This is a genomic window from Rhizobium sp. WYCCWR 11152 (assembly GCF_013087615.1).
Classification (GTDB): domain Bacteria; phylum Pseudomonadota; class Alphaproteobacteria; order Rhizobiales; family Rhizobiaceae; genus Rhizobium; species Rhizobium indicum.
This window is the reverse complement of sequence record NZ_JABFCP010000010.1, coordinates 84548-111334: the sequence shown is the minus strand read 5'-3', so window position 1 is coordinate 111334 and position 26787 is coordinate 84548. Positions and strand designations below refer to the sequence as shown.

Sequence of the window (26787 nt, the reverse complement as noted above, 5' to 3'; positions counted from 1 at the left end):
ATGCGTGGCGATGCGACGGATCTGGCGGCAGCGATCAGGCATGACAGCCTGAGCGCTGCGGAGGCGATGGAGGCTTCTCTTGAGGCAGCCGTGCTGCAGGAGCCGCTCGGCGCGATCGCCTATCTCGATGCCGTCATGGGCCGAGCCTCGGCGGAGGCCCGCGACAGCGAGCGACGGAACGAGCCCGATTGCTTTTCCATCAGGCCTTTCGCCGGTGTGCCGACCTTGGCGAAGGATCTTGGCGGCCCTTTTGCCGGGCTGCCGGTAACGGCAGGCTCCCGTCTCTTCGAAAGAAAAGGCGGCGAAGCGGACTCCGATCTGGCTGCCCGTTTCCGCGACGCCGGCTTTTGCCTGTTCGGCCTGACGACGAGCCCGGAATTTGGTCTGTCGCTCGCCAGCGAACCGGCGATCGGACCGATCTGTCGCAACCCACTCGATCCGGCACGAACCGCGGGCGGCTCTTCCGGCGGTGCGGCGGCAGCGGTTGCCGCCGGTATCGTCGCGATTGCGCATGCGACCGACGCCGGCGGCTCGATCCGTGTGCCCGCCGCCTGCTGTGGCCTCGTCGGACTGAAGCCGACGCGCGGCGCCACTCCCGGCGGGCCATCCTTCGGCAACCACTTGGCCGGTATCGCCAGCGAACTCGCGGTCTGCCGTTCCGTCCGGGATACGGCGCTGATTTTCGACGAGCTGAGCGGCAATTCACGAGGTCCCTTTGCGGATCCCTCCCCTGCCCATATTGACAACGGCTGTCTGCGGATCGGCCTGTTGACCGATACCGGGTCGATCTATCCAACTGAAGGTGAGCGGCTCGCAGCCATCGGGGATGCGGCTCGAGCCCTCGAGAGCGACGGGCACGAGATCGTTCCGCTGAGTTGGACCGAGTTCGAATGGAGTGTCGCCGCCAGCCGCCGCGCCTTCGCGGATATCGTCTCCGTCAACCTTGCAGCACTCATAAAGGCGGCGGCGCTTGATGAAAGCAGGGCCGAGCCTCTGACGCAGGCTTTCGCGGCGCGCGGACGAGCGCTGTCGGCCACCATGCTTTGGAACACGCTGAGCGAGGCCGTCCTGGTGAGCGGTAACCTTTGGGCGCTGTTCGACAGGGTCGATTGCATCCTGATGCCGCTGCTGTCTTCCGCGCCTCTTGTGATCGGCTCCTTTCCGTCCGATCATGCCGACACGGATCTGCATCTCGAGCGGATGACGGCATTTGCGCCGCTTGCCTGCCTCGCCAATATTTCGGGTTTTCCTGCTTTGACACTGCCTTTCGGACAGGATGAGCATGCCATGCCGCTGCCGGTGCAGATCATGGCGCCGATGGGTCACGAGCCGCGTCTGCTGTCGCTTGCCGCACGCCTGGAGGCCGAGGGGCGGTGGCAGCACCGTTTTCCCGTCGTAGGACTGCCGTCATGACCGCGCCTGTGCTGGAGATAGCAGGCGTCAGCAAGCGCTTCGGCGACAATCTCGCCAACGACGATATTTCCATGACCCTTGCCGGGGGTGAGGTCGTCGCTCTGCTCGGCGAGAACGGCGCGGGCAAGACCACGCTGATGAGCATCCTTTTCGGCCATTACATGCCGGATGCCGGTCGCATTCTGATCGAGGGTGCGGAGGTGCCGCAGGGCAAGCCACGTGCAGCGATCCGCGCCGGCGTCGGCATGGTGCATCAGCATTTCTCGCTCGCGCCCAATCTGACCGTTCTCGAAAATGTCATGACCGGCACGGAAAAACTGTGGTCCTGGCGCTCGGGAACGTCAGCGGCGCGGAAGAAGCTGCTCACAATTTCCGAGCGCTTCGGCCTCAAGGTCGATCCGGATGCCCGCCTTGGCGACCTGTCGGTCGGCGAGCAGCAGCGCGTCGAGATCCTGAAGGCGCTCTATAACGATGCCCGCATCCTGATCCTCGACGAGCCGACGGCGGTGCTGACCAATATCGAGGCCGAACGGCTGTTCACGACGCTGAGGGAAATGGCCCGCCAGGGCCTGTCGCTGATCTTCATCTCGCACAAGCTCGACGAGGTCATGGCCGCGGCCGACCGCATCGTGGTCTTACGCGGCGGCAAGATGGTCGCCGAACGCAAAGCGTCGGACACCAGCAAGGCGGAACTCGCCGAATTGATGGTCGGGCGCCGTGTGACGCGGCCCGTGCGCGAGCCGTCGACACCCGGTGCCGTTGCTCTCGAAGCCGTCGATGTGACGGTGCGCACCGGCGGCATTGATCGGCTGAAGTCGATCAGCTTCCGGCTGCAGCAAGGAGAGATCCTCGGCATCATCGGCGTTTCGGGCAATGGCCAGGCGACATTGGCGCATCTTCTCTCCGGTATGCTGGCGCGCAGTACTGGCGACCTGCTGCTGTTTGGCGAAGCCGTCGGCAATCTCAGTGTCGAGGATGTTGTCGACGCCGGCATCGGCCGCATTCCCGAGGACCGCAACGAGGAGGGCGTGATCGGCGAAATGGCGATCTGGGAAAACGCCGTGCTGGAGCGCATCGCCTCGCCGGCCTTTTCGCGCCATGGCCTCGTCAACCGCAAGGCGGGCATGGCCTTCGCGAGCGAAATTATCGACGGATTCGATGTCCGCGGCGGCGGCCCTGCCATCCGCACCCGGCTGCTTTCCGGCGGCAATATGCAGAAGCTCATTCTCGGCCGCAACCTGCATCGGCGGCCGCGCATCCTGATCGCGGCGCAGCCCGCGCGTGGCCTCGATGAGGGAGCGGTGGCGGCCGTGCACGCCCGCCTGCTCGAAGCCCGCCGGCAGGGCACGGCCGTGCTGCTTATCTCCGAAGACCTCGACGAGGTGATTGCGCTCGCCGATCGCATACAGGCAATCGTCGGTGGCCGCCTGTCGCCGCCCGTCGCGGCCGAAGACGCCGACGCCCGCAGGCTGGGGCTGATGATGGCCGGTGAATGGCAGGAAAACCCAGAGGCCGGCCATGCGATTTGAGCGTCGCGAGCACCGTCCGCTTTACCTGCTGATTGTCACGCCTGTGATCGCGGTGATCGCAGCGCTGGCGCTGGCCGGCATCCTGATATCAATCGCCGGCGCGCCGGTGCTCGATGCCTATTGGCGCATCCTGACCGGTGCTTTCGGCTCGCGGCTGTCGGCGACGGAGACGCTGACGCGGGCAACGCCGCTGATGCTGACGGGGCTTGCCGCCGCCGTCGCTTTCCGGGCACGGCTCTGGAATATCGGCGCTGAGGGTCAGTTCTATCTCGGCGCCATCGCCGTTGCAGCGGCAAGCTCGAAACTGCTTGGCGATCTTCCCGCACCTATCCTCATTCCGCTGCTGCTGCTGGTCGGCGCCATTGCCGGCATGGTGCTGATCCTGATCCCGCTCTGGCTCAGGCTGCGCTTCTCGGTCGATGAAGTCGTCACCAGCCTGCTCCTGAACTTCATCGCCGTGCTCTTCGTCTCGATGCTGATCGATGGCGTTCTCAAGGATCCGCTCGCCTTCGGCTGGCCGCAGTCGCAATCGGTCAGCGATCATGCCATGCTGCCGAAGCTGATTGCCCGCTCGCGCCTGCATATCGGCTTTGCGATCGCGATCGCGCTGGCCGTCGTCGTCCATTTCATCCAGTCCCGCACCGTGTTCGGCATGCAGTCGCGCGCCGCGGGCCTCAATCCCGGCGGCGCGGTCTTCGCCGGCGTCCCGCTCGGCAGAACGCTGGTGAAGGTCGCCTGCCTTTCGGGCGGGCTTGCAGGGTTGGCGGGAGCGATCGAGGTCATGGGCGTCAAGGGTTATGTGACGACCGACCTGTCACCGGGCTTCGGCTATGCCGGTATCGTCGTCGCCATGCTCGCCAACCTCAATCTACTCGGCGTCGTCTTCGCCGCCATTTTCACGGCCACCATGTTCGTGGGTGCGGACGGCATGAGTCGCGGCCTCGGCATCCCGACCTATATCGCCGATGTCACGGTGGCGCTGTCGCTGCTAACGATGCTGATCGCATTGTTCTTCACCCAATACAGGATCCGGCGATGATGCAACTGTTCGACATCATCGCTTCCGCCGGGCTCTGGGCGGCAATCCTGCGGATCGCCACGCCGCTGATTTTCGGCACGCTCGGCGCTCTGCTCTGCGAACGGGCGGGTGTGCTCAATCTCGGCATCGAAGGCATCATGACCTTCGGCGCAATGATCGGTTGGCTTTCGGTCTATCACGGCGCCGATCTCTGGACTGGCCTGCTGATTGCAGCGGTGGCCGGCGGCGTCTTCGGCCTGTTGCATGCGTCGCTGACGGTGACGCTCGGCCTCTCCCAGCATGTCTCCGGTCTCGGCGTCACGCTGTTTGCCTCCAGCTTCAGCTATTATGTCTTCCGGCTGATCGTGCCGCTTGCCAATACTCCGCCCACCATCGTGCCGTTCCAACCGATCGCCATTCCGGGTCTTTCGACGCTGCCTTTTATCGGGCCGGCCTTCTTCACGCAGACGGCGCCGACCTATCTTGCCATCCTTATCGCCCTGCTGATGGCTTACATCATCTTCCGCACGCCCGTCGGCCTTGCGATCCGCATGACCGGCGAGAACCCGCATGCGGCTGAGGCTCAGGGCGTCAATCCGATGAAGGTGCGCTATGGCGCGGTGATTGCCGGAAGCGCGCTGATGGGAATGGGCGGCGCTTTCCTGACATTGTCGGCGTTCAACAGCTTCTTCCCGACCATGGTACAGGGACGCGGCTGGATCTGCATCGCGCTCGTCGTCTTCGCCTCCTGGCGGCCGGGACGCGCGCTTTTCGGCGCGCTGCTCTTTGCCTTCTTCGACGCCTTTCAGCTTCGGCTGCAAACCGCGCTAAGCGGGCTTGTGCCCTATCAGCTCTTTTTGATGACGCCCTATATCCTTTCCATTGCCGCCCTTGCCGTCATGGCCCGCCGCGCCCGCGTTCCACAGGCGTTGATGCAGCCCTATCGCCGCGGCGAACGCTGAACCACTTCTGTCCAATGAGGCTCCGATGTTCGATCTGATCGTCAGAAATGCAAATCTCCCCGATGGCCGAAAGGGGATCGATATCGGCATCCAGGGCGGCAAGATCATCGCTGTCGAGCCTAATCTCCAGGCGCAGGCGCAAGAAGAGATCGACGCGACCGGCCGGCTGGTCAGCCCGCCCTTCGTCGATCCGCATTTCCACATGGACGCCACCCTGTCGCTCGGCCTGCCGCGCATGAACGTATCCGGCACCCTGCTCGAGGGTATTGCGCTCTGGGGGGAGTTGCGCCCGATCGTGACGAAGGATGAACTGGTCGATCGTGCGCTGCGCTATTGCGATCTGGCGGTCACGCAGGGTCTGCTCTTCATCCGCAGCCATGTCGATACCAGCGATCCGAGGCTTGTGACCGTCGAGGCGATGATCGAGGTGCGCGAGAAGGTCGCGCCCTATATCGATCTGCAGCTGGTCGCCTTCCCCCAGGATGGTTATTACCGCTCGCCGGGCGCAATCGATGCGCTCAACCGCGCCCTCGATATGGGTGTCGACATCGTCGGCGGCATTCCGCATTTCGAACGGACGATGGGTGAAGGGACGGCGTCGGTCGAAGCGCTCTGCCGCATCGCCGCCGATCGCGGCCTGCCGGTCGATATCCATTGCGACGAAACCGACGATCCACTCTCGCGCCATATCGAAACGCTGGCTGCGGAAACCATCCGCTTCGGCTTGCAGGGGCGCGTCGCCGGCTCGCATCTGACCTCGATGCACTCGATGGACAACTACTATGTCTCCAAGCTCATTCCGCTAATCCGGGAGGCCGAGATCAACGTCATCCCCAATCCGTTGATCAACATCATGCTGCAGGGTCGGCACGACACCTATCCGAAACGCCGCGGCATGACCCGCGTTAGGGAATTGATGGATGCCGGGCTCAACGTTTCCTTCGGGCATGATTGCGTCATGGATCCCTGGTACTCGATGGGATCGGGCGACATGCTGGAGGTCGGCCATATGGCAATCCATGTCGCGCAGATGGCCGGCATCGACGACAAGAAGAAGATCTTCGACGCGCTGACCGTCAATTCGGCGAGAACGATGGGGCTTGAGGGCTACGGCCTGGAAAAGGGGTGCAGCGCCGACCTCGTCATCCTCCAGGCCAGCGACACGCTGGAAGCGCTGCGGCTGAAGCCCAACCGGCTGGCGGTAATCCGCCGCGGCAAAGTCATCGCCCGCTCGGCGCCGCGCATCGGCGAACTTTTCCTCAACGGACGCCCGGCACGGATCGACGGCGGCCTGGATTACGTGCCTCGTTATTGAGATAGGGCGAAAGCAAAAGGGCCGCGAAGCCGCGGCCCTCCTCAATCCGCCTGGCCTGGAGCCTACTTCTTCGAGGCCTCGTAAAGCGCCTTTGTTTCCGCGTTCATCGGGTAGAGGCCGGGCAGCGATACGCCTTCATCGATCCTGGTCATGATCCAGGCTTCCATGCGCTCCTGTTCCGGCGCTTCCGCCAACACCGCCTCGAGCAGATCGGCCGGAATCAGTACTGCGCCGTCCTGGTCGACGACGATGATATCGTCAGGGAAGACCGCCACGCCGCCGCAGCCGATCGGCTGCTGCCAGGCGACGAAGGTGAGGCCGGCGACCGATGGGGGTGCTGCGACGCCACGGCACCAGACCGGCAGCTTGGTGTCGAGCACGCCGGCAAGGTCGCGCACGACGCCGTCGGTGACGAGGGCTGCAACGCCTCTCTTCTGCATGCGGGCGCAGAGGATATCGCCGAAGATGCCGGCATCGGTAACGCCCATCGCATCGATGACGGCAACACAGCCTTCCGGCATCGCCTCGATCGCGGCGCGTGTCGAGATCGGCGAGGCCCAGGATGCGGGCGTCGCCAGATCCTCGCGGGCCGGAACGAAACGGAGGGTGAAGGCCGGCCCGACGATGCGCGGCTGGTCGGGCTTCAGGGGAACGGCGCCACGGATCCAGACGTTCCGCAGGCCGTTCTTCAGAAGAACGGTGGTCAGGGTCGCCGTCGAGACGGTCTTGAGGGTTGCTATCGCTTCAGCGCTGAGGGCCATCGGTATTCGGTTCCAATTCGGTTTCTGTCAGATGCTCTGGATCATGCCGCCATCGACGCGGATCACCGATCCGGTGAGATAGGAGGCAGGTTCGCTTGCCAGGAAGGTGACGACATTGCCATATTCTTCCGGCCGGCCATAGCGGCCGAGCGGAATGCTGCCGGTGCTCTCAGTGACGACGTCATCGATGGAGCGGTTTTCGCGCTTGGCCTTCTGCTCGTCGAGGAAGGTGATGCGGCCGGTGGCAATTCGGCCCGGCAGGACGATGTTGACGGTGATACCGTCGCGTCCGATCTCGCGCGCCAGTGTTTTCGACCAGCCGACCAGCGACAGGCGCAGCGCGTTGGAGATACCGAGATTGGGGATCGGCGCAACTACGCCCGATGAGGTCGAGGTGACGATGCGTCCCCATTTGCGCGCGCGCATCTGAGGCAGCACCCGATCGGTAACGGCGATGACGGAGAGCACCATGCTTTGGAAATACTGGTTCCAAACCGCCGGATCCTGGCCGGAGACAGTGGTCGGCGGTGGGCCACCGGTATTGTTGACGAGGATATCGACCGGTCCGAACTGGCGCTCGATTGCAGCGACATGCGCATTGATCGAACCGAGATCGGAAAGGTCCCATTGCAGCGCCAGCGCCTTGCCGCCGTCGGATTCGATCGCAGCCGCGGTCTTCTCAGCGGCGGCGAGATCGATATCCGCCGCGGCAATTCTGGCGCCTTCGCGCGCAAGCTTGGCGGCAATCGCGCTGCCCAGTCCGCCGCCGGCGCCAAGCACCAGGGCCGTCTTGTCCTTCAGGCCGAAATCCATTTCATCCATCTCCTCATAGGGTCTGGCCATCTTTCGGAGCAATGGATCGTAAATAAAATATGGCTTCTGCTTCGTTCAAGAGATAGAAAAACTATCGATGGACACACGTTTTCTCGAAACCTTCATCGTCGTTGCCGAGCGACACTCGCTGGCAGAGGCCGCCCAGCGGCTGAACCTCACGCCTGCCGCCGTTGCCCAGCGCATCCGCGCATTGGAGGCCGAGCTCGGGGTGCGACTGCTGGTGCGCTCCGGCCGCGTGATGCGGCCGACGGAGGCGGGTTTTGCCATTCTCGAACGTTGCCGGGATCTGGTGCGCGATACACGCGACCTGAAGGCGATGGCCGGTACCGCGACGATTTCGGGCGAGATGCGGATCGGGGCGATCAATACGGCGCTGACCGGTCTCGTTCCCGGCATTCTCCACCGCCTTGCGCAGGACTATCCGCTGATCGAAATCTTCCTCAAGCCTGGCGCGTCGATGGACCTCTATGCCGAGGTTCTGAACGGCACGCTGGACGCCGCCTTCATCATCGAGCCGCGATTTCCGATGCAGAAGACGCTGACTTTCAACAAGCTGCGCCAGGAACCCCTGGTGCTGATCGCTCCGCGGGACTGTGAGGGAGCGGATCCGCTCGAACTGTTGACGGCCCTGCCCTTCATTCGCTACGACCGCAACCAGTGGGGTGGTCACATCGCCGATGAATATTTGCGCGAGATCGGCATCCATCCGGTCGAGCGTTATGAGCTTGACGCGCTGGAGGCGATCGCGGTGATGGTAGACCGCGGTCTCGGAATCTCGATCGTGCCGGATTGGGCGCCGCCCTGGCCGGCGGGATTAGATATCGTCAAGCTGCCCCTGCCCCGCTCGTCCGCTATGCGCACCGTCGGCATCGTCGTGACACGATCCTCGCCGCGCGCAAACCTCATCGCCGCACTGCTGGAAACCAGCCGCGCGGCGATGGCAGCCTGATCAATTTCAGGCGATCTTCTGACGGACCGGGAGTTTCCAGCCAGGCCGGACGAAATGGCAGGTATAGCCGTTCGGAATCCGCTCCAGATAATCCTGGTGCTCGGGCTCGGCCTCCCAGAAATCGCTGACCGGCACGACTTCGGTGACGACCTTGCCGGGCCACAGGCCGGATGCATCGACATCGGCGATCGTGTCCCTGGCGACGCGCTCCTGCTCAGGGGTGACATAGAAGATTGCCGAGCGGTAGCTCAAGCCGACGTCGTTGCCCTGGCGGTTGCGCGTGCTCGGGTCGTGGATCTGGAAGAAGAATTCGAGGATTTCCCGATAGCTGATCCTTGCGGGGTCGAAGATGATCTCGATCGCCTCGGCATGGGTTCCGTGGTTGCGGTAGGTGGCATTCGGCACATCGCCGCCGCTATAGCCGACGCGGGTCGAAATCACGCCGTTATATCGGCGGATCAGATCCTGCATGCCCCAGAAGCAACCACCGGCGAGGACTGCACGTTCTTCGGTCATTGGATATCTCCTTTTCCGCAAGAGATAGTGTCTCCTGCCGCCGATTTCCACACGGTGCAAAGAGCACAGCTGTGCAATTTCCCTGCCGAGACCCCCGATCCTGTCATGTCGATGTTACGCGCCGGCGCTAGCAAGGCCTTGGACAATCCTGCGGAGGCTGAGCCTCGACACCTGATGGAGACGGTTATGAATAGACGCGAATTTCTGATCACATCGTCGGCTGCAGCCGGTCTGCTGGCTCTTCCGCGTTTCGCATCGGCTGCGGCCGGCACGATCGATCTCTACAGCGGTTCGGATGCCAACATCGTCGACCTCTGGAACAACGTCATCCGCCCGGCCTTCGAAAAGGCGCATCCGGGTGTTGCCCTGAAGGTGACCGATGCCGGCGATAATAATGGTCTGCGCGCCATCGCCGACCGTGCGCTCGCCGCGCTGAAGACAAAGACCGATCCGCAGGCCGACCTTTTCGAGCAGTTCGATCCGCGCCTGCCGTCCGGCGGCATCGATGCCGGGCTCTGGGTCAAGTTCTCCGCCGAGAACATCGAAGGCTACGACCATATCAACCCGCTTGCCTTCGATACCCGCTACTCTCTTCCCTATCGCGGTTCGCAGGTCCTTCTCGCCTACGACACGACCAAGCTCGATCCGAAGGATGCGCCGAAGAGCTGGGATCAGCTCACCGCCTGGATCAAGGCCAATCCGGGCCAGTTCATCTACAACCGTCCCGACAAGGGCGGTTCGGGCGGAAACTTCGTCCGCCGCGCGATCCATGAGGCCAATGGCCGCGATCCGAAGAAGTTCAAGATCGACAATTTCAGCGCCGACTTCGCCACCGAGGCGCTGACGCCGGCCTGGAAAATCCTCAACGACCTCGCCCCGGCGCTCTATGACAAGGGCGCCTATACGGCCGGCAACACCCAGTCGATCCAGCTCCTTGCCCAGGGCGTCGTCACCATGGTGCCGGTCTGGTCGGACCAGGTGCTGCAGGCGATCTCCCAGGGTGTGCTGCCTGATACGACCGGCCTCGTGCAGCTTACCGATCTTGCCCTTTGCGGCGGCTTCTCCAGCATCACCGTGTTCTCGAACGGCGCCAACAAGGATGCGGCGCTCAAGCTTGCCGCATTCATGCTGACGAAGGAAATGCAGGAAGCGATCATCACGGAGATCGGTGGTTTCCCCGCCATCTCCTGGGATCACATCTCCGACGATCTCCGCAAGAAATATGCCGACGTCATTCCGTCGACCATTCCGACCTTCCCGGGCGGCGATTGGGAAAAGGCGATCGCCGATGGCTGGTACCGCAACGTCGCTCCGGGCATCAGCCGCACCTGATGTCCACTGACACTGCGCCGGCGGTTCTGCGCCGTCCCCGATCCATCAACGGGGGGAGCTCTATCGGGCTCCTCCTCGTTGCCCTGCCGGTCCTCCTGCTCGCATGGCTGATCGTCTTTCCGATCTTTTCGGCGGTCGTCGGCACGATCTTCGTTCGAGGTCCTGACGGTGCGACGGAATTCTCGCTTGCCTCCTATCGCTTCTTCTTCACCGATGGCTACAGCCTCGGCAATCTGTGGCTGACGCTCTGGACCACCGCCGTCTGCGGTATTCTGCTTCTGGCGATCGGCCTTCCGATCGCGCTATACCTCCGGTTCTCGCAGGGGCGACTTGCCGCCTATGTGCAGGCTCTTGCGATCTTCCCGATGTTCGTGCCGTCGATCATTCTCGCCTATGCGCTGATCAGGACGATCGGGCCGAACGGCACCGTCGACCTGCTGCTGAACGCCGTCAGCCTGCCCAAGCTGCGCACGCCCTATCTGACGCCGTGGGGACCGGTCATCGGCCTCGTCTGGGACAATCTTCCCCTGACGGTGCTGATGCTGACGGCGGGGCTTTCCTCCGTTTCGAACAGCGCGATCGAGGCCGCTCGCGATGTCGGCGCAGGACCGCTCCGGGTGTTCATCTCGATCATCTTGCCGCGCATGGGCAATTCCTTGCTGGTGACCGCGTCCTTCGCCGTGCTCGGCATCTTCTCCGCCTTCACCCTGCCCTATGTGCTGGGCTCCGCATCGCCGGAGATGATGGGGCCTTTCATGCAGCGCACCTTCGCCGACATGAACGACCCGCTGAACGCCATGACCCAAGCCGTCATCACCTTCGGCTTCTGCCTGGTCTTCGGTATCTTCTACATCAGGTCGATCGCCCGCAACCGCGAGGCCCAGCCATGAGTGCCGGTAGATCGGGTACGGATCTTCGCTTCGACTGGATCGGCATGCTCTTCGCGTGCCTGCTGACGCTGTTCATCGCGCTGCCGCTGATCGTCGTCGGAACGTGGGCTTTCACCGAGGTCTGGCGTTATCCATCGGTGATCCCGCAGCAGTTCGGCCTGCGTTTCTGGGGCCAGACGCTGGCGCGTCCGGATGTCTGGGAAGCGCTCTTCCTCAGCCTGCGGCTGACGACGACGGTGACCATTCTTTCCGCCGTCATCTGCCTTCCCGCGGCTTACGCCTTCGCCCGCATGCGCTTTCCCGGCAGGAACATCCTGTTCCTGTCGTTCCTCGCATCGCATGCCTTCCCGAAATTCGGCCTGCTCGTCGCCATTGCCGGCATCTTCCTACAGCTCGGCCTGATCAGCACTTTCTGGGGCGTCGTGCTGATCCAGCTTGTCGGCACGCTGATGCTGATGATCTGGATCCCGGTCGCAGCCTTCCAGAATGTCGACCGGCGCATGGAAGAGGCGGCGCGCGATGCGGGTGCCACGCCGCTGCGCGTCTTCTGGTCGATCACCCTGCCGCAGGCCGGACCCACGATCGCTGCCGCACTGCTTTTGACCTTCGTCGGCACCTTCTACGAGACGGAAGGTGCCTGGCTGATCGGCGCGCCTCAGGTCCGCACCATGCCGGTGCTGATGATCAGCTTCATCAACAATCAGATCGTCGTGCAATACGGCGCCGTACTGTCAGTCATGTTGTGGGTGCCGTCCTTCATCGCGCTGATGTTTGCCCGCCGCGTGATCGGCACCGGCGCCTTTGCAAGAGGTTTTGGCGCGTGAGGTTAATTCAGGGAAGGGTTTGAGATGGCACATCTTTCGATCGAGGGCGTTTCGAAGCTGTTCGGGACCGCCTTTGCCGTTCGCGACTTCTCGCTCGAAGTCGGAGACGGCGAGCTCGTCTGCCTGCTCGGCCCATCCGGTTCCGGCAAGTCGACGCTTCTCAGGATGATCGGCGGCTTCGAGCGCCCAAGCGGCGGAACGATCCGCATCGACGCGAAGGATGTGACGGTGCTGCCGCCCGAGCGGCGCCCGACCGGCATGGTGTTCCAGAGCCATGCGCTCTGGACGCACATGGACGTCTTCAACAATATCGCCTTCGGCCTGAAGCTCCGCCGGCTGCCGAAAGCGGAAATCCGGCAACGCGTCGAGGATGCTTTGGCCCTGGTCGGCCTCGCCGATTACGGGCGGCGGATGACGACGCAACTCTCCGGCGGTCAGCAGCAGCGCGTCGCGCTTGCCCGCTCGCTCGTGCTTGAGCCGAAGATCCTTCTGCTCGACGAGCCCTTCGCCAGCCTCGACCAGCATCTGCGCGAAAGGCTGCGGGAGGAAGTGCGCGATATCCAGCAGCGCCTTGGCATCACCACGCTCTTCGTCACCCACGGCCAGGACGAGGCCTTAGCGCTCGCCGACCGCATCGTCGTCATGCGCGACGGAGGCACCGAACAGATCGCGCCGCCGAGCACCATCTACCGGCAGCCGCAGACGGCTTTCGTCGCCGGGTTCATCGGCTCGATGAATTTTGTCCAGAGCCGCGTTAGAAACGGCGTCTGTGAGCATCCGCTGTTCCCGCTTCCGGTTCCCGTCGAGGATGGGCCGGTGACGCTTGCCGCCCGCCCGGAAGCGCTGACGATCCGTCCCTCGGAGCGGGTCGATGCCGCGACAGTCCATCGCACCGTCGATTTCGGCACCCACAAGATGGTCGATGTCGATCTTGCCGACGGCACCCGCCTGAAGGCGATGGTCGCACCGGACGATCGGATTCGGGCCGGGATGAGGGTCGAGCCGAGTTTCGCCGGCTTGTTCGTCTTCCGCGACAACGAGCTCGTCCATCAGTCGATGCCGGCAAAGGGCGATGTGGAGATCGCAGAGCTCCTGCGGATTTAAACTGGAGGAATGCGCCCGTTCACGCCTTATTCTGGAAGCCTTCGAGCAGCCAGGGATGCAGCGCCTTGCTGGCGGCCAGGATATCGCTCTTTCCGAAAACCTTAGCGCCGGAAAAACGGGTGACGATGCCGCCCGCCTCTTCGACCAGCAGCGCCGAGGCGCCGAAATCATGGATCGCTAGCCCGTCTTCGAAGAATCCGTCCAGCCGGCCGCAGGCGACATAGGCAATCGACAGTGCCGCCGAGCCGAGGCGGCGCACACCTGCCGTATTCGCCATCAGGCGTTTGATGGCCTCGAAATAAGTCTCTTCCGCAACCGCCGTGACTTGGCCGGGGATCGGCAGGCCGGCGCCGACAAGCACATTCTCGATGTCACCGACATTGGCGCAGCGGATACGTTCGCCGTTGAGATAAGCGCCGCCGCCGATTTCGGCGCTGAAGAGCTCGTCCAGCATGGCGTCATAGACGACGCCCATGACGAGCCTGCCGCTTTCGACGATCGAGATCGTCATGCCGAAATGCGGAATGCCCCAGGCGTAATTGGTCGTGCCATCGATCGGGTCGATGTAGATAACAGGCGTGTCCGGACCCGCCGTGCGGTTGCCGACGGCTTCCTCGCCCTGGATGGCATAGTCCGGGAAGGCCTTCGCCATCTCGTCGACGATGATCCGCTCGACAGCGACATCGATTTCGGTCTGATAATCGCGCGGCGCCTTGGCGATCATTTCTGCCGACGTTCGTCGCCGCAGCGAGCCGCGGGCGGTTTCGCCCGCCTTCAATACTGTTTCGGCAAGCACGACGAGACGGGACGAGGCGGTCGGGGAAAGACGCGCGGAAATCGGGGAAGATGTCATGAGAAAAGTCCGGATGCTGCTGATATGACGGAGTGAATCGCGAGGAGCCCATCCCTTCGCAGAGGCCGATGATGATTTTATGAAGCGCGCTCATACCGAGCGGATTATCTCAGGATCGCTTCAAGCTCGGAAATGGTCGGAAACGCCTTTCTTGTTCCATGTCTTGAGACGGTGATGGCCGCGGCTGCAACTGCGTGTTCGATGGCTAGCCTGTCCAGCCGCTGTCCGCGTAGCGCGCAGGATGCAAGTGCTGCGGCCATGAACGTATCGCCTGCGCCCGTTGTATCCACAACATCGCAGATTTGGGCGGGCACTTCGATGCTATCGTGCCGGTTCACGAGCGTCGCGCCGTCGCCGCCCAGCGTCAGGACGATTTCGCGCAGCCCTCGGCTCAACAGATATTCGGCTGCATCCCTGCCCGTCGCTCCCGTCAGGGTCTGCGCCTCACCCTTGTTGAGGAAGGCGATGTCGATCAACCCCCAAAGATCGGAGAAATAGGAGCGCACCGGCGAGGGATTGAACGCGGTGATCATGCCGATCTCCCTTGCATGCTCCAGGATATCGCGGGTCGTCTGGTCGGACAGATTGCCCTGCAGCATCATGAGATCGCCGGGGCCGGCCGTCGAGAGAATGCGCCTGACATCGGACAGGGACAGGCTCTGCGCCGATTCCGTCGTCGTAACGATGGCATTTTCGCCGCCCGGCAGCCGGAAGATGATCGAGACATCGCTCGATGCATTTTCCATTTCGATCAGTTCGCTCCGAAGCGGCTCGTCCGCGAGGTAATGGCGTATCGTATCGGCCCTCGCGTCCCTGCCGACAGGCGCCACCAGCGTTGTCGGCACGCCGCAGCGGGCCATGACGACCGCCTGGTTCGTGCCCTTGCCGCCGAGATCGCTGCCACTCGCATTGCCGAGGATCGAAGCACCGATGACGGGAAGTTCGGAGACGGCGATGGTTTCGTCGATGGCGACGTTACCGACTATGTAGGCGCGCATGCATCCGCTTTCGCAAGGTGAAGCTAAAGATAAGGCGCATCGTGAAAATCGATCTCGAGTTGCATCGCCCGGCCGAAGATTGCGCTGAGCCGCGCTTTTTCATCCTCTTCCAGCGTTTCTCCGGCGATGTCGAGTTCATTCTTCAGCCATTGCGCCTGGGCGGCGAAATTCGGATCGACGTGCAGGTCGACCCATTCCTTCAGCAGCGGATCGCTGATCGGGCGGCTGGCTGCTTCCTTCGACCAAGTCCAGTACATCCACTCGGCCGCAAACATCGCCGTGACCGTGTCGAGGAAGCCACCCTGGCGGGCTATCTCCAACATGCCGGCGCGAAAGCCCTCGACCTCGGCGATGCCGGTGTCAAAGGACGAGGGATCGATGCCGCGACTGGCGAAGGTGCGCTCGAAATAGGCGATCTGCTCGTTGGCAAGCGCGTCGAGAACCGCGATCAGCCAACGCTTCTGCGGCATCGTCTTCGCGGTCGCCGCCGCATAGGCAAAGATCGAAATGGCGCTGTCGACAAAGGCGCCTTCATAGACGAGATAATGCTCGAAAGCCTCCTTGCTCAGCCTGTCATTTTTCACGTCCTCGACGAAGCGGTGGTTCAGCATCGCGCCGAGGACAGCGTCATTCTCGCGCAGGATGCGGCCCGAAAGGCTCTCTGCCGCCATGCTCAGCCCTCTAGTCCCGGTTCGGCCGCCGCCCGGAAGGCGCGCACGCGCTCGATATCGACCGGGTTCCACCAGACGCCGCCTTGCTTCAATGAAGACGCAACGATGACGCCATTGGTGCGGCTCAGAATATCGACGATGTTGTCCTTGTTGACGCCGGAGCCGACGAGCAGCGGCAGGTGCGTCGCCGCACCGATTTCCTCGATCTCCTCCATCGTTGCCGAATTGCCGGTCCGCTGGCCGGTGGCGATGACGCCATCGACATCAAAGAAGGCAAGGTCGCGCGTCAGCTCCTGGATCGAGCGGTCGGCGACGATAGCGTGGCTGCCATGCTTGACGTGGCTGTCGGCAAAGACCTTGATGTGCTCGGCCCTGAGCAACGAGCGGTAGCGCATGGCTTCGGCCGCCCTGCCCTCCATAAAGCCTTCATTGGCGACATAGGCATTGGCCCATTGGTTGACGCGAATGAATTTGGCGCCACCGGCCATGGCAATGGCGAAGGCGGGGATCGGCGCATTGGCCAGCACGTTGACGCCAAGCGGAATGCCGGCCGCGCGCGCGATCCGGTCGGTGACGACAGACATGAAGCCTGTCGTCTCGGGGCCGATATCCTCGGGCTTCGAGAACGGCACGTCGCCATGATTTTCGATGATCAGCCCATGCAGGCCGCCTTCCACGCAGGCTTCGGCGTCGCGCATGCACGCGTCGTAAATCGCATCTATCGCAGCCCCCCGGTAGCGCGGCGCTCCCGGAAAGGCGGGGCAATGGATCATGCCGATCAGAACCTTGTCCTTACCGAAGATATCCCTGATGGCGTTGGGCGGCCTGTCCGAAATTTCCTGCATGTCATTCCCTTTCCAATTCCTGGCGCGTGCTGACATCACGCCTGCTTTTCGGTGAGCCAGCCGAGGATGTTCTTCCAGAGCCGGCCGTAACCTTCCCATTCGCAGAAAGCGGGCGAGAGCCAGTGCGGGCCAATATCCGACGTCCAGGCCGCCGTCCGCCCAGTGCCATGCGTACCGACGACGAGCAGCGGATGGCCGCCCTGATCCTGAGGCAGGCGTGCGACGACCTCGACATCGGAACGGTCGCGCACTTCGACCTCGTTGACGCCGAGAAGCACCGGCCAGGCGCCTTCAAGCCCCTGCATCGTCGGATGCTCCGGCTTCACTACCTCGGCAACCGTGCCCTCGGGGATCTCGACGCGGTCGTCGTAAGGAAGGCACGTGACGGGCAGCGTGTCTTCGACCGGGGTGCGCCGCCAGCGCGCCTTGCCGTCGATGCCCTGGAAGGAGAAGTAGCCGCCGACCATCAGTAGGCCGCCGCCCTTTTCCACCCATGCCTTCAGAAGTTTCAGCCGGTTCGGCACGGTGCGCGAATGCAGCCATACATCCGGCGGCAGCAGCAGCGAATTGGCGCCGATATCCGAGAGGATGATGGCGTCATAGGCATCGAGCCCCGCCATATCGAAGGGGAATTTCTCCACTGCCTCATGCGCCGGCATATAGGTGAGTTCGAAGGCGCTGCCGGCGAGCGCCTTCACCAGCGGTTCGGCGCCGAGATGGAAGGTGACGCTGCCGAACTGGTCGAAGCCTTTGTAATGCGTGGCGGAGCTGACCCAGCTCTCGCCGACAAGGAGGATTTTCTTGGTCATGGTCTGCGGTTACCTGTGATCGATTGAATTGATGGAGCTAAAGCACGTCGCGCAAAAGTGTGAAGCGGTTTTGCGATAACGACATGCGTAAAAACAAAGACCTAAAGCGCGACGCGCTTTAGCCCCCGGCATGAAAGACGCGGCGCGGATTGCTGCGCATCATCTCGTCGAGAACCGTCCTGTCGAGGCCGTGCCGCTGAAGACGGGGAAGAAAATGGCGAAGGATATAGGCGTAGCCATTGCCGCCGTAATGCGTCAGCATCATCTTCAGAAAGACGTCGTGCGACAGAAGAATCCGGTCGAGATATCCGGTCTCGACAAGACGCACGATCGCGCGCGCCGCCTCCTCGTCGCTCGGGCACTGCACCTGCTGGTCGGCATAGAAGAAGTCCATGCCGATCATGTCGTATTCGATGAAGGCGCCACGCTCCGCCAGCTCGCTCTGATAGGCAATGTCGTCATGCGATGGATTCATGTGGCAAAGCACGGTGTGGCGGAGATCCGCCCCCTCTTGCGCCACCACGTCGAGCACGCGGTGGCCGAGGCGGAACCAACCCGGCAGATGCACCATCAGGGGAAGCCCGGTCAGCACTTGCGCCCGGGCAGCGCCGCGCAGCGATTTTTCTTCCTCGGCGGTGAAATCCGAGGAGACGCCGATCTCGCCGATCAGGCCGATCCTGACGCCGGTGCCGTCGACGCCTTCCCTCGCCTCGCGGACGATCTCTAATGCGATGTCATCGACGCTCATTGCCGCGACGCCTTCCGGATGTGAGGATCCGAGGTAATAACCGGCCCCCATCACGATGTTGAGGCCGGACGCTTCGGAGATGCGCCGGAGCGCCAGCGGATCACGGCCGATGCCCTTGCAGGTCGGTTCCACCACGGTGCGCCCGCCCGCCGCGGCGAAGTCCTTGAGTTCGGCCACCGCCAGATGTTCGTCGTCGAGCGTGATATTGTGCTTGTTGACGAAGGGATCCTGCCTGAGTTCGCCGAGGATCTCCATGCAGACGAAGCTTTCGGCGAGATATTGCCGTTCCGGCGTCTTCGGCGCATGCCACCAGCAGCGGCAGTCGTTGAGGATATGCTCGTGCATCAGCGTCACGCCGAGTGCATCCGCCGAAACGGGGCCGGTAACGGTCATCACCTTGCCGGAGTGGACATGCGCTTCGGACAGGCTATCTGCTGTCTGTTCGCTCATCGATTCATCCTTTCCTGCCCAGCCGGAAATGGAAATTGGCCGTGAAGATGCGCGTGTTCAGCCAGATGGCGACGAGGATGATGGCGCCGGTGACGATCTGGGTGAAGAACGGCGATATGTGCATCAGGATCAGGCCATTGCCGATGACGGCGATGGTCAGCGTGCCGAGCACGGTGCCGAGGATGGTGCCGCGTCCGCCCATCAGCGACGTTCCGCCGAGCACGACGGCGGCGATCACCTGCAGCTCGAAGCCGACGGCGGCATTGGATGAGCCGGAGCCGAGGCGAGCGGCGATCAGCAGGCCGGCGACGGCGCAGGCGATACCGGAGATGATATAGACCGAGGCGATGATCCATTTGGCGGGCATGCCGACACGCCGCGCCGCCTCCGCATTGGAGCCGACCGCCACGACCTGACGGCCATATTTGGTCGCGGTGATGACGACGTAACCGAGAATGGCGATGACGACGGCAATGACCGCCGGGATCGGGAAGCTGAGGATTTCGCCCCGACCGAGCGCGAAGAAGCCCGGTGCATCCTTGATCGGGATGGAATAGCCCTGGGTCAGATAGAGCGCCAGGCCGCGCAGGATCGAGAGGCCGGCGAGCGTGACGATAAAGGCCGGAATGCCCTGATAGGCGGTAAACCAGCCCTGAACCAGCCCCATGAAGCCGCCGAGCACGAGCATGCCGATGACGACCGACGGCCAGGGAACACCCATCGCCATGACGATCGCCGCGACCGCATTGACGAGGGCGACCTGCGAGCCGACCGACAGATCGATGCCGCCGGTGATGATGACGAAGGTCATGGCGATGGCGACAATCAGGATGGGAGCAGCCTGGCGCACGATGTTCAGGATATTGCCAAGCGTGAAGAAGGTTTCGCTGCCGATCGAGAAGAAGATCATGCAGGCCAGGAAGAAAATGGCGATCGACAGGACCTGTGCGTGTTCACCGAAGAAATCGGCGACGCGCGAGCCGTGGCCGCGTTCCGTATAAGCCGTCATTGTCTGGCTCCTTCACCGACGATCAGCCTGACGAGATCCTCGAGGTTGGTGCTGCCGATCTGCCGCTCGGCCACCATCGTGCCCTCGTACATCACCGCGATGCGGTCGCAGACCCGGAAGAGGTCCTGCAGCCGGTGGGTGATGAGGATCACCGAAACGCCGTTCGCCTTGACGCGGTTGATCAGGGCCAGCACCGCTTCGACCTCCGCGACTGCAAGTGCTGACGTCGGCTCGTCCATGATCAGCACCTTCGGCTTGAACGAGGCGGCGCGCGCAATGGCGATCGCCTGGCGCTGCCCGCCGGAGAGCTGAGCGACCTTGCCGGTCAGCCTCGGGATGCGGATCTCAAGCGAATCCAGCATCTTGCGCGCTTCGGCCAACATCGTCCTGGTGTCGAGAAACGGCCCGCGGCTGAGTTCACGGCCGAGAAAGAGATTGCCGACGACATCGATATGATCGCAGAGACTGAGATCCTGGAACACCATTTCGATGTTACGCCCACGCGCATCCGCGGGGCCGGAGAAACGAACCTCTTCGCCTTCCATGGTGATTGTGCCGGCATCGGGAATGTAGGTTCCCGAGATGATTTTCGTCAGCGTCGATTTGCCGGCGGCGTTATCGCCGACGAGGCCCAGGCATTCGCCGGGGAAGATGTCGAGATCGACGCCGCGCAGGGCCTGGTGCGAGCCGAACGACTTGCGGATGCCGCGTAGCGAGATGCGCGGGTCGGATCGGGTGCCGCCGGAAGTTCCGGTTCCGGAGGGTGCGAGCCCTCCGGAAGCGGCGGCAGCGATGTCACGCTGTCCGCTTTCGATCATTTGAAGACGGCCCGGTACGGCTCGACATTCTCCTTGGTGACGATGGTGATCGGCACCGAGATCGTCTTGGTGACGGCTTCGCCGGCCGAGGCCTTGACGAGTGCGTCGACGGCGGCACCGCCCATTGCGGCCGGATCCTGCTGGACGACGGCGACGACGAAGCCGGCATCGATGCCGGCAATGGCTTCGGCAGTCAGATCCCAGCCGAACACCTTGATCTTATCCTGCTTGCCCTGGCTCTGGACGGCGGCGATCGCCCCCATCAAGGCCGGCTCGCCGGTGGCGTAGATCGCGGTCAGGTCAGGATTGGCGGTGATCAGGTTTTCAGCCGCCGCAAGGGCGTTGTCCTGGATGTTCTGCCCATCGACGACGCCGGCCATTTCAATGCCGTCGACGCCTTTCAGGGTCTTTTCAAAGCCCTCCTGGCGGATGTTCTGGATGAACGAGTTCAGCGCGCCGACAACGCCGAGCTTGGCTTTGCCGCCCATGTTCGCCTTGACGTAGTCGAGGAAGTATTTGCCCATATCGGCGCCGGCCGCGGCATTGTCGACGCCGATCTGTGCCTTCTGCGGGCCATCAGGCAGGATGGCATCGATGGCGACGACGGGAATGCCGGCATCGGCCGCCTGCTTGACCGCCGGCATGATACCATTGACGTCGATCGCCACGACCGCAAGGCCGGAGACCTTTTCCTGAACATAGGTTTCGATGGCGCTGTTCTGCGCCGTCGTCTCGTTGTTGGCGTTGAAGATCACCAGCTTGACGCCGGCGGCATCGGCCGCCTTCTGGGCGCCCTCATTCATCTGGTTGAAGAAAAGTGCCTGCTGGTTGATCTGCACCAGCGCGACGGTCTTCTTTTCCTGCGCCGCGGCGCTGGACAGGCCGATGAAGGTCAATGCCGTGAAGCCGGCGGCGGCGATCATCGTTCGTCTTGTCAAATTCAGTGTCATGTTCTCATCCTCTTTTGGTTTTTTGACGTTGCTGATTATTATTTCGCAGGCGGCGCAACGGAGTTCCGCACCACGATTTCGACAGGCAGGAGTTCTTCCGAGGCGGATGGTTTCCACTCGTGCCAATTGGTTTCCAGTAGCAGCTCCAGCGACCGCCGGCCGATCTGGCGCACCGGCTGACGGATGGCCGTCAGCGGCGGCGCAAAGAGATGAAGCGGACCGACATCGTCGAAGCCGATGACCGAGATGTCAGCAGGGATCGAGACGCCTTGGCTTCTGAAGACCTCGACCAGCCCGATGGCGATCTCGTCGGAGCTGGCGAAGATCGCCGTCGCCTTTCGGTTTCCGGAGAGATAGTCGAGCGCAGCCGCACGGCCGTATTCTATCGTATATTCGCCGGCATAACGATCGGCCCGGGCCTCGTCGCCATGCTGTTCCCTGAGCGCCTTCAGCAGGCCGTCATAACGCCTGCGGGCACTGATCATGCGCTCGTCGCCGCCGATGAACAGGACATGGCGATGGCCTTGTTCGGCCAGATGCTGGCCGGCGAGATAACCGCCCTGCTCATTGTCGCAGAACAGCTTCGGCGCCTTCGAATTGGGAATGTCCTCGTCGACGATGATGACCTTGCCGCTGCCGTTGATCAGCGCGGCAAGCGCGCCGTCGTCGGGATGGTTGGTGACGAAAATCAGGCCGTCGACGTGATTGCGCTCGATGAGCTGCAGATATTCGATCTCGCGTCCCGGCCGGTTGAGGGTGGCGTGCAATGAGACGGCGAGCTTCTTTTCATCGGCCGCCTGCTCGACGGCGGCGACGAGCGTTGCGAAGAAGGGATTGGCGATATCGGGCACGACGAGGCCGATCGTGTCCGAGCGGCCCCTGCTCAACCGGCGCGCATGCGGGTTCGGCCGGTAGTTCAGCGTCTTGATCGCATCCTCGATGCGCTTCTTGGTCTGAAAGGGAAGATCGAGACTTCCGTTGACGAAACGCGACACGGTGGTGACCGAGACGCTGGCAGCGGCGGCAACATCCTTCAGACTTGGCGTCGTTCCCCTGGCCATTGATGGACCTATTGTAAAGCGGTTTAGTAAAGCGCTTTACAAGACAATATCGATTGCTCGCCGTTGTCAACAGCGATGAATGTGCAGGATCTGTTTTTTTGCGAGACGATCGAAGCTCGACCGGCAGGATGTCAGCCGATCGTCGGGTCGAGCTTGTCGCGCAGCCAGTCTCCGGTGATGCTGATCGACAGCGTCGTCAGCATGATGACGAAGGACGGCGCCAGCATGATCCAGGGCGCGCGGGTCAGATATTCGCGTCCGTAGCCGACCATGTTACCGAGGCTGCTCATCGGCGGCTGCACGCCGAGGCCGAGGAAGGAAAGGCTGCTTTCCATCAGGATGATCTCTGGGAAAGTCAGCGTCATCGAGACGATCAGCGTCGAGGCGATGTTCGGCAGGATATGCTTGAGATAGACATGGGCCGGCTTGGCGCCGAGCTGCGTGACGGCGGCGGCATAACCCTGGCCACTGGCGGCGATGGCAAGGCCGCGGGCGATGCGCGCATAGCGTTCCCAGCCGTAGAAGCCCATCAGGCAGATAAGCAGCGGCAGCGAACTGCCGAAGAAGGCAAGCACGGCGAGCGCCATGATCAGGAACGGCATGGCCGCCTGAAAATCGGCAAGCATGACGACGATCTGTTCGACAACGCCGCGAAAATAGGCGGCGAGAAAGCCGAGCGTCGTGCCGACGAAGGCCGAGATCAGCGTTGCGCCGAAGGCGATCAGCAGCGAGATGCGGATCGACACGATGAGGCGGGAGAGAACATCGCGGCCGAGTTCGTCGGTTCCGAGCCAATGCGCGGCATTGCCTGGCAGTGACAGCCGGTTCTTCAGGTCGAAGGCGGTGATATTGTAGGGCCGGATCCAGTCGGCCGCCAGCGCGATCAGGATCACGACGGCGATCCAGGCAAAACCGATCATTACGAAAACGGGCACACCGCGCTTCTTCGTTGCGCGCACTTCGTGGATGACGGTCGCCGGTTGAGCAGAGATATTTGTCATGGTTCCGCTCCTTAATGCCTTGCCTGGTTGCTGCGCAGACGCGGGTCGAGATAGCCGTAAAGGATATCGACGACGAAATTTGAAAACACCATGGTCGCTGCCACCAGCAACAGGATGCACTGGACGACGGCGAGATCGCGGTTTGAGACGGCGACGACGAGAAGCCGGCCGACGCCTGGCCAGGAGAACAGCGATTCCACCACGACGGCGCCGGCGATCAGCGTGCCGACCATGAAGCCGGCGATCGTCACGATCGGGATCGCCGCATTCGGCAGCGCATGGCGCCAGACGACGTTTCGCCAGGCAGTGCCCTTGGCGCTGGCGGTGCGGATATAGGGCTGGCCAAGCACCTCGATCATCGCGCTTCGGGCAAAGCGGGCAAGAATGCCGGCACCGCCGATGCTCATGGTGATGATCGGCAAAATGGCATGCATCCAGCTGTCCTGGCCACCCGATGGCAGCAGGCCGAGCGTGACGGAGAAGATCAGCACCAGCACGAGGCCGAGCACGAAGCTCGGCATGGTGAAGCCGACCACCGCGCTCGCCATGACGGCGCGGTCGGTCGAGCTGTCGCGGTGGAGGGCGGCGTAGACGCCGGCCGGAATGCCGATCACCAGCTTAAGGATGAGGGCCGGGATCGTCAGCTCCAGCGTTGCCGGAATGCGGTCGAGCACGAGCTGGATCGCCGATTGGCCGTCGCGCATCGAGATACCGAGATCCCCGCGGGCGATCGCCCCGAAATAACGCAGATACTGCACCCAGATCGGCTGATCGAGACCCCAGGCGGTGCGGAAGGCGCGGATTGCCTCCGGCGGCGCTTCCGGACCCATGATCGTCAAGGCCGGGTCGCCGGAAAGACGCAGGACGACGAAGGCGAAGGTGACCACCAGCACGATGGTCATCAGTGCGCGGAACGCTCTTATCAGGAAGAAACGGATCATGGCTCAGCTCTCCATGAGCGTTGATGCGGGTGCGGGCGCAACGAGGTGGCAGGCAGCTCTCCGGCCCGCCTCGACGGTGACGAGTTCAGGCGTCTCGATGCGACAGCGCTCGACCGCATGGCCGCAGCGGGGATGAAAGGCGCAGCCGGCAGGCCGGGCAGCGGGGTTCGGCGGTTCTCCCTGCAGGATGATACGGTCGCGCAGCGCCGTGCCGGGAACCGGAACGCTGGAGACCAGTGCCTGCGTATAGGGATGCAACGGGCTGCGGAAAATATCCTCCGAAGCTGCTTCCTCGACGATCCGGCCGAGATACATCACCGCGACTCGATCGGCGATGTTGCGTACGACCTTCAGGTCATGGCTGATGAAGGCCATGGCGATGCCGCGCTTTTCCTGCAGGTCGCGCAACAGGTTGATCACCTGCGCCTGGATGGAGACGTCGAGAGCCGAGACCGGTTCGTCGCAGACCAGAAGCTCCGGATTGGTGGCGATGGCGCGCGCGATGACGACGCGCTGGCGCTGGCCGCCCGAAAGCTCGTGCGGATAACGCTCCGCCTGATCGCGGCGAAGACCGACGGCGACGAGCAGTTCGTCGACACGTTCGCGCCGCCCCTCCTCGCTTCCGACGGCATGGATGGCAAGCGGTTCGCCGATCTGAGCGCCGATCGAGATGCGCCGGTCAAGGGCTGCCAGCGGATCCTGGAAGACGAGCTGCATGCGCGCCCTCAGGCTACGCCAGCGCGGCGTTCTGAGTGCCGGCATCGCCTCGCCGTCGAAGCGGACGCTGCCTTCGGTCGGAGTTTCGAGCCCGAGCAGTAGCCGGCCCATTGTCGATTTTCCTGAGCCGGATTCACCGACGATGCCGAGCGTCGTCTTCGGTGCGACCGACAGCGAAACGCCGTCGACCGCCCGGACATGGCTCGGCTTTCCGAAGATGCCGCGGCGCATCGTATAGGTCTTGACGAGGTCGTTCGCTTCGATCAGCTGAGGTTCGCTCATGCCCATGCCACTCCCTGCTGTGCCTGCATGAGGTTCCGTTTCGATGCGGTGGCGCCGTCACTGAGCGGATGGAAGCAGGCGGTTGCACGGTCGTCGTCAAGTGCGACGAGCGGCGGCACCTTGTTATGACAGAGTTCCGAGGCATGGCCGCAACGCGGCGCGAAGGCACAGCCACCGGGCATGCGGCCGGGTTGCGGCACGGTGCCTGGGATCGGTACCAGCCGGTCGCGGCCGGCATCGATACGCGGAATGGCATCGAATAGCCCGCGCGTATAGGGATGGCGCGGCGACCGGAACAACGATTCCGTCGGGCATTTCTCGACGATGTTGCCGGCATACATGACGCAGACGCGCTCGCAGATCTGCGACACCGCACCGAGATCATGACTGATGAAGACGATCGCCATGCCGGTTTCCTCACGGATCGAAATCAGCAGATCGAGGATCTGCGCCTGGATGGTCGCGTCCAGCGCCGTCGTCGGCTCATCGGCGATCAGCAGATCAGGATTGCCGGCGAGCGCCATGGCGATCATCAGCCGCTGGTTCTGGCCACCGGAAAATTCATGCGGAAAATTGTCGAAACGGCGCACGGCGTCGGGAATGCCGACCATTTCCATCAGGCGAACGGCCTCGTTGCGGGCAGCCTTGCCGGTCAGGCCGCGGTGCAATTCAACGGCCTCGGCGATCTGCCGGCCGGCACGGATGACCGGGTTGAGCGAGCTCGACGGATCCTGGAAGATCATGGCGATGCGGCCGCCGCGTATGCTTTCGAGCTTCGTGCGCGACGCGCCGATCAGCTGATCGCTGCCGAGACGCACGCTGCCTGCGACGGAAGCCTTTCCAGGCAGGAGCCCGAGTGCCGCCAGCCAGGTGACCGACTTGCCGCAACCGGATTCGCCGACGAGACCCACCGCCTCGCCTTTCTCGATTGCCAGATCGACGCCGTGAAGGACTTCGATACCGCTGAAAGCGACCTTCAAATTGGAAATTTCGACCAATGGCATTTCAGCCTCTCCTTCTTGCATTCCCGCCGGCCGCCAGATCCGAACGAGAGCATGATGTCGTCTGAAAACCGCTCACACTTTTCGACATCATGCTCACGCCTGTCGGGCTTGCCTGGTTTCCGGATAGCCGGTCTACCAAATGGCAGCGAGCCGGAGTTTCCCCCGGCTCGCTGATGTCGTCAG

The 26787-nt window shown here is 63.0% G+C and carries 27 protein-coding genes; 10 read left to right on the top strand and 17 right to left on the bottom strand.

Annotated features, from left to right (window positions below; genetic code table 11):
• From G9X67_RS20700 to G9X67_RS20680, 5 genes are read left to right on the top strand one after another with little or no spacing between them, the layout of a single operon-like run.
• Entirely contained in the window at positions 1-1413 is a 1413-nt protein-coding gene (locus tag G9X67_RS20700) for an amidase (protein WP_171599549.1), read from the top strand.
• Positions 1410-2942, top strand: a complete 1533-nt coding sequence (locus tag G9X67_RS20695) for an ABC transporter ATP-binding protein (protein WP_171599548.1) — start codon at positions 1410-1412, stop codon at positions 2940-2942. Before G9X67_RS20700 ends, G9X67_RS20695 begins: the two co-directional genes overlap by 4 nt.
• Positions 2932-3981 carry an ABC transporter permease gene (locus G9X67_RS20690; RefSeq protein WP_171599547.1) on the top strand — a complete coding sequence of 350 codons (1050 nt, stop codon included), beginning with the start codon at positions 2932-2934 and terminating at the stop codon, positions 3979-3981. The genes G9X67_RS20695 and G9X67_RS20690 overlap by 11 nt, the downstream gene beginning before the upstream one ends.
• Positions 3978-4922, top strand: a complete 945-nt coding sequence (locus G9X67_RS20685) for an ABC transporter permease (RefSeq protein ID WP_138389919.1) — start codon at positions 3978-3980, stop codon at positions 4920-4922. The genes G9X67_RS20690 and G9X67_RS20685 overlap by 4 nt, the downstream gene beginning before the upstream one ends.
• A gap of 25 nt (positions 4923-4947) precedes the next feature.
• Complete coding sequence (locus tag G9X67_RS20680; protein ID WP_171599546.1) at positions 4948-6237, top strand: amidohydrolase family protein; 1290 nt, start codon at positions 4948-4950, stop codon at positions 6235-6237.
• Positions 6238-6299: 62 nt separating this feature from the next.
• Here the strand turns inward: G9X67_RS20680 and G9X67_RS20675 are convergent, their stop codons facing one another.
• On the bottom strand, positions 6300-6998 hold the full coding sequence (locus G9X67_RS20675; protein ID WP_171599545.1) for a ribonuclease activity regulator RraA: 699 nt from the start codon (positions 6996-6998) through the stop codon (positions 6300-6302).
• A gap of 27 nt (positions 6999-7025) precedes the next feature.
• On the bottom strand, positions 7026-7811 hold the full coding sequence (locus G9X67_RS20670) for an SDR family oxidoreductase (RefSeq protein WP_171599544.1): 786 nt from the start codon (positions 7809-7811) through the stop codon (positions 7026-7028).
• A gap of 97 nt (positions 7812-7908) precedes the next feature.
• Between G9X67_RS20670 and G9X67_RS20665 the strand changes: the two genes are divergently transcribed.
• Positions 7909-8781 (top strand): LysR family transcriptional regulator, encoded by an 873-nt coding sequence (locus G9X67_RS20665; protein ID WP_171599543.1) that lies wholly within the window; start codon positions 7909-7911, stop codon positions 8779-8781.
• Positions 8782-8787: 6 nt separating this feature from the next.
• Here the strand turns inward: G9X67_RS20665 and msrA are convergent, their stop codons facing one another.
• Positions 8788-9297 (bottom strand): peptide-methionine (S)-S-oxide reductase MsrA, encoded by a 510-nt coding sequence (gene msrA / locus G9X67_RS20660; protein ID WP_138334093.1) that lies wholly within the window; start codon positions 9295-9297, stop codon positions 8788-8790.
• 186 nt (positions 9298-9483) lie between these two features.
• On the opposite strand from msrA, the gene G9X67_RS20655 reads away from it, so the two are divergent.
• The 4 genes from G9X67_RS20655 to G9X67_RS20640 are packed head-to-tail and all read left to right on the top strand — an operon-like array spanning position 9484 to position 13447.
• Entirely contained in the window at positions 9484-10629 is a 1146-nt protein-coding gene (locus tag G9X67_RS20655; RefSeq protein ID WP_171599542.1) for an extracellular solute-binding protein, read from the top strand.
• Positions 10629-11519: an ABC transporter permease subunit gene (locus G9X67_RS20650; protein ID WP_171599541.1), complete on the top strand. Its 891-nt coding sequence runs from the start codon at positions 10629-10631 to the stop codon at positions 11517-11519. Before G9X67_RS20655 ends, G9X67_RS20650 begins: the two co-directional genes overlap by 1 nt.
• Positions 11516-12343 (top strand): ABC transporter permease subunit, encoded by an 828-nt coding sequence (locus G9X67_RS20645; RefSeq protein WP_138334088.1) that lies wholly within the window; start codon positions 11516-11518, stop codon positions 12341-12343. The genes G9X67_RS20650 and G9X67_RS20645 overlap by 4 nt, the downstream gene beginning before the upstream one ends.
• Before the next feature lie 24 nt (positions 12344-12367).
• Positions 12368-13447: an ABC transporter ATP-binding protein gene (locus G9X67_RS20640; protein WP_138334086.1), complete on the top strand. Its 1080-nt coding sequence runs from the start codon at positions 12368-12370 to the stop codon at positions 13445-13447.
• A gap of 19 nt (positions 13448-13466) precedes the next feature.
• Here G9X67_RS20640 and G9X67_RS20635 read toward each other — a convergent pair whose 3' ends face one another.
• The 14 genes from G9X67_RS20635 to G9X67_RS20570 form a co-directional block, all read right to left on the bottom strand.
• On the bottom strand, positions 13467-14300 hold the full coding sequence (locus G9X67_RS20635; RefSeq protein ID WP_138334084.1) for an inositol monophosphatase family protein: 834 nt from the start codon (positions 14298-14300) through the stop codon (positions 13467-13469).
• A gap of 104 nt (positions 14301-14404) precedes the next feature.
• Positions 14405-15298 (bottom strand): ribokinase, encoded by an 894-nt coding sequence (locus G9X67_RS20630; RefSeq protein WP_171599540.1) that lies wholly within the window; start codon positions 15296-15298, stop codon positions 14405-14407.
• A 23-nt stretch (positions 15299-15321) separates the two neighbouring features.
• Positions 15322-15969: a TenA family protein gene (locus G9X67_RS20625; RefSeq protein WP_138334080.1), complete on the bottom strand. Its 648-nt coding sequence runs from the start codon at positions 15967-15969 to the stop codon at positions 15322-15324.
• A gap of 2 nt (positions 15970-15971) precedes the next feature.
• Positions 15972-16814 carry a BtpA/SgcQ family protein gene (locus tag G9X67_RS20620; protein ID WP_171599539.1) on the bottom strand — a complete coding sequence of 281 codons (843 nt, stop codon included), beginning with the start codon at positions 16812-16814 and terminating at the stop codon, positions 15972-15974.
• 35 nt (positions 16815-16849) lie between these two features.
• A complete protein-coding gene (locus tag G9X67_RS20615; protein ID WP_171599538.1) occupies positions 16850-17623 on the bottom strand; it encodes a glutamine amidotransferase in 774 nt (257 codons plus the stop codon).
• Between the two features lie 118 nt (positions 17624-17741).
• Positions 17742-18821, bottom strand: a complete 1080-nt coding sequence (locus G9X67_RS20610; RefSeq protein ID WP_138334074.1) for a phosphotriesterase — start codon at positions 18819-18821, stop codon at positions 17742-17744.
• A gap of 4 nt (positions 18822-18825) precedes the next feature.
• Complete coding sequence (locus G9X67_RS20605; protein ID WP_138334072.1) at positions 18826-19830, bottom strand: ABC transporter permease; 1005 nt, start codon at positions 19828-19830, stop codon at positions 18826-18828.
• Positions 19827-20648 carry an ATP-binding cassette domain-containing protein gene (locus G9X67_RS20600; RefSeq protein WP_171599537.1) on the bottom strand — a complete coding sequence of 274 codons (822 nt, stop codon included), beginning with the start codon at positions 20646-20648 and terminating at the stop codon, positions 19827-19829. Before G9X67_RS20600 ends, G9X67_RS20605 begins: the two co-directional genes overlap by 4 nt.
• On the bottom strand, positions 20645-21598 hold the full coding sequence (locus G9X67_RS20595; RefSeq protein ID WP_138389934.1) for a substrate-binding domain-containing protein: 954 nt from the start codon (positions 21596-21598) through the stop codon (positions 20645-20647). Before G9X67_RS20595 ends, G9X67_RS20600 begins: the two co-directional genes overlap by 4 nt.
• Positions 21599-21636: 38 nt before the next feature.
• Positions 21637-22659, bottom strand: coding sequence for a LacI family DNA-binding transcriptional regulator (locus tag G9X67_RS20590; RefSeq protein ID WP_138334066.1), 1023 nt, complete (start codon positions 22657-22659; stop codon positions 21637-21639).
• Positions 22660-22790: 131 nt separating this feature from the next.
• Positions 22791-23660, bottom strand: a complete 870-nt coding sequence (locus G9X67_RS20585) for an ABC transporter permease (protein WP_171599536.1) — start codon at positions 23658-23660, stop codon at positions 22791-22793.
• 11 nt (positions 23661-23671) lie between these two features.
• Positions 23672-24601 carry an ABC transporter permease gene (locus tag G9X67_RS20580; protein WP_138334063.1) on the bottom strand — a complete coding sequence of 310 codons (930 nt, stop codon included), beginning with the start codon at positions 24599-24601 and terminating at the stop codon, positions 23672-23674.
• A 3-nt stretch (positions 24602-24604) separates the two neighbouring features.
• Positions 24605-25606 carry an oligopeptide/dipeptide ABC transporter ATP-binding protein gene (locus G9X67_RS20575; RefSeq protein ID WP_171599535.1) on the bottom strand — a complete coding sequence of 334 codons (1002 nt, stop codon included), beginning with the start codon at positions 25604-25606 and terminating at the stop codon, positions 24605-24607.
• The gene (locus tag G9X67_RS20570; RefSeq protein ID WP_171599534.1) at positions 25597-26604 is read right to left on the bottom strand and encodes an ABC transporter ATP-binding protein; all 1008 of its coding nucleotides are present in this window, start codon (positions 26602-26604) and stop codon (positions 25597-25599) included. The genes G9X67_RS20575 and G9X67_RS20570 overlap by 10 nt, the downstream gene beginning before the upstream one ends.
• Between the last annotated feature and the right edge of the window lie 183 nt (positions 26605-26787).

Coding starts and splice junctions, on each gene's coding strand:
- G9X67_RS20685 (WP_138389919.1), top strand. CDS start 3,978: ATGATGCAACTGTTCGACATCATCGCTTCCGCCGGGCTCTGGGCGGCA.
- G9X67_RS20595 (WP_138389934.1), bottom strand. CDS start 21,598: ATGACACTGAATTTGACAAGACGAACGATGATCGCCGCCGCCGGCTTC.
- G9X67_RS20640 (WP_138334086.1), top strand. CDS start 12,368: ATGGCACATCTTTCGATCGAGGGCGTTTCGAAGCTGTTCGGGACCGCC.
- G9X67_RS20690 (WP_171599547.1), top strand. CDS start 2,932: ATGCGATTTGAGCGTCGCGAGCACCGTCCGCTTTACCTGCTGATTGTC.
- G9X67_RS20580 (WP_138334063.1), bottom strand. CDS start 24,601: ATGATCCGTTTCTTCCTGATAAGAGCGTTCCGCGCACTGATGACCATC.
- G9X67_RS20600 (WP_171599537.1), bottom strand. CDS start 20,648: ATGATCGAAAGCGGACAGCGTGACATCGCTGCCGCCGCTTCCGGAGGG.
- G9X67_RS20635 (WP_138334084.1), bottom strand. CDS start 14,300: ATGACATCTTCCCCGATTTCCGCGCGTCTTTCCCCGACCGCCTCGTCC.
- G9X67_RS20610 (WP_138334074.1), bottom strand. CDS start 18,821: ATGAGCGAACAGACAGCAGATAGCCTGTCCGAAGCGCATGTCCACTCC.
- G9X67_RS20700 (WP_171599549.1), top strand. CDS start 1: ATGCGTGGCGATGCGACGGATCTGGCGGCAGCGATCAGGCATGACAGC.
- G9X67_RS20670 (WP_171599544.1), bottom strand. CDS start 7,811: ATGGATTTCGGCCTGAAGGACAAGACGGCCCTGGTGCTTGGCGCCGGC.
- G9X67_RS20675 (WP_171599545.1), bottom strand. CDS start 6,998: ATGGCCCTCAGCGCTGAAGCGATAGCAACCCTCAAGACCGTCTCGACG.
- G9X67_RS20650 (WP_171599541.1), top strand. CDS start 10,629: ATGTCCACTGACACTGCGCCGGCGGTTCTGCGCCGTCCCCGATCCATC.
- G9X67_RS20585 (WP_171599536.1), bottom strand. CDS start 23,660: ATGACAAATATCTCTGCTCAACCGGCGACCGTCATCCACGAAGTGCGC.
- msrA (WP_138334093.1), bottom strand. CDS start 9,297: ATGACCGAAGAACGTGCAGTCCTCGCCGGTGGTTGCTTCTGGGGCATG.
- G9X67_RS20655 (WP_171599542.1), top strand. CDS start 9,484: ATGAATAGACGCGAATTTCTGATCACATCGTCGGCTGCAGCCGGTCTG.
- G9X67_RS20605 (WP_138334072.1), bottom strand. CDS start 19,830: ATGACGGCTTATACGGAACGCGGCCACGGCTCGCGCGTCGCCGATTTC.
- G9X67_RS20570 (WP_171599534.1), bottom strand. CDS start 26,604: ATGCCATTGGTCGAAATTTCCAATTTGAAGGTCGCTTTCAGCGGTATC.
- G9X67_RS20695 (WP_171599548.1), top strand. CDS start 1,410: ATGACCGCGCCTGTGCTGGAGATAGCAGGCGTCAGCAAGCGCTTCGGC.
- G9X67_RS20620 (WP_171599539.1), bottom strand. CDS start 16,814: ATGCAGGAAATTTCGGACAGGCCGCCCAACGCCATCAGGGATATCTTC.
- G9X67_RS20665 (WP_171599543.1), top strand. CDS start 7,909: ATGGACACACGTTTTCTCGAAACCTTCATCGTCGTTGCCGAGCGACAC.
- G9X67_RS20645 (WP_138334088.1), top strand. CDS start 11,516: ATGAGTGCCGGTAGATCGGGTACGGATCTTCGCTTCGACTGGATCGGC.
- G9X67_RS20590 (WP_138334066.1), bottom strand. CDS start 22,659: ATGGCCAGGGGAACGACGCCAAGTCTGAAGGATGTTGCCGCCGCTGCC.
- G9X67_RS20625 (WP_138334080.1), bottom strand. CDS start 15,969: ATGGCGGCAGAGAGCCTTTCGGGCCGCATCCTGCGCGAGAATGACGCT.
- G9X67_RS20575 (WP_171599535.1), bottom strand. CDS start 25,606: ATGGGCATGAGCGAACCTCAGCTGATCGAAGCGAACGACCTCGTCAAG.
- G9X67_RS20680 (WP_171599546.1), top strand. CDS start 4,948: ATGTTCGATCTGATCGTCAGAAATGCAAATCTCCCCGATGGCCGAAAG.
- G9X67_RS20615 (WP_171599538.1), bottom strand. CDS start 17,623: ATGACCAAGAAAATCCTCCTTGTCGGCGAGAGCTGGGTCAGCTCCGCC.
- G9X67_RS20630 (WP_171599540.1), bottom strand. CDS start 15,298: ATGCGCGCCTACATAGTCGGTAACGTCGCCATCGACGAAACCATCGCC.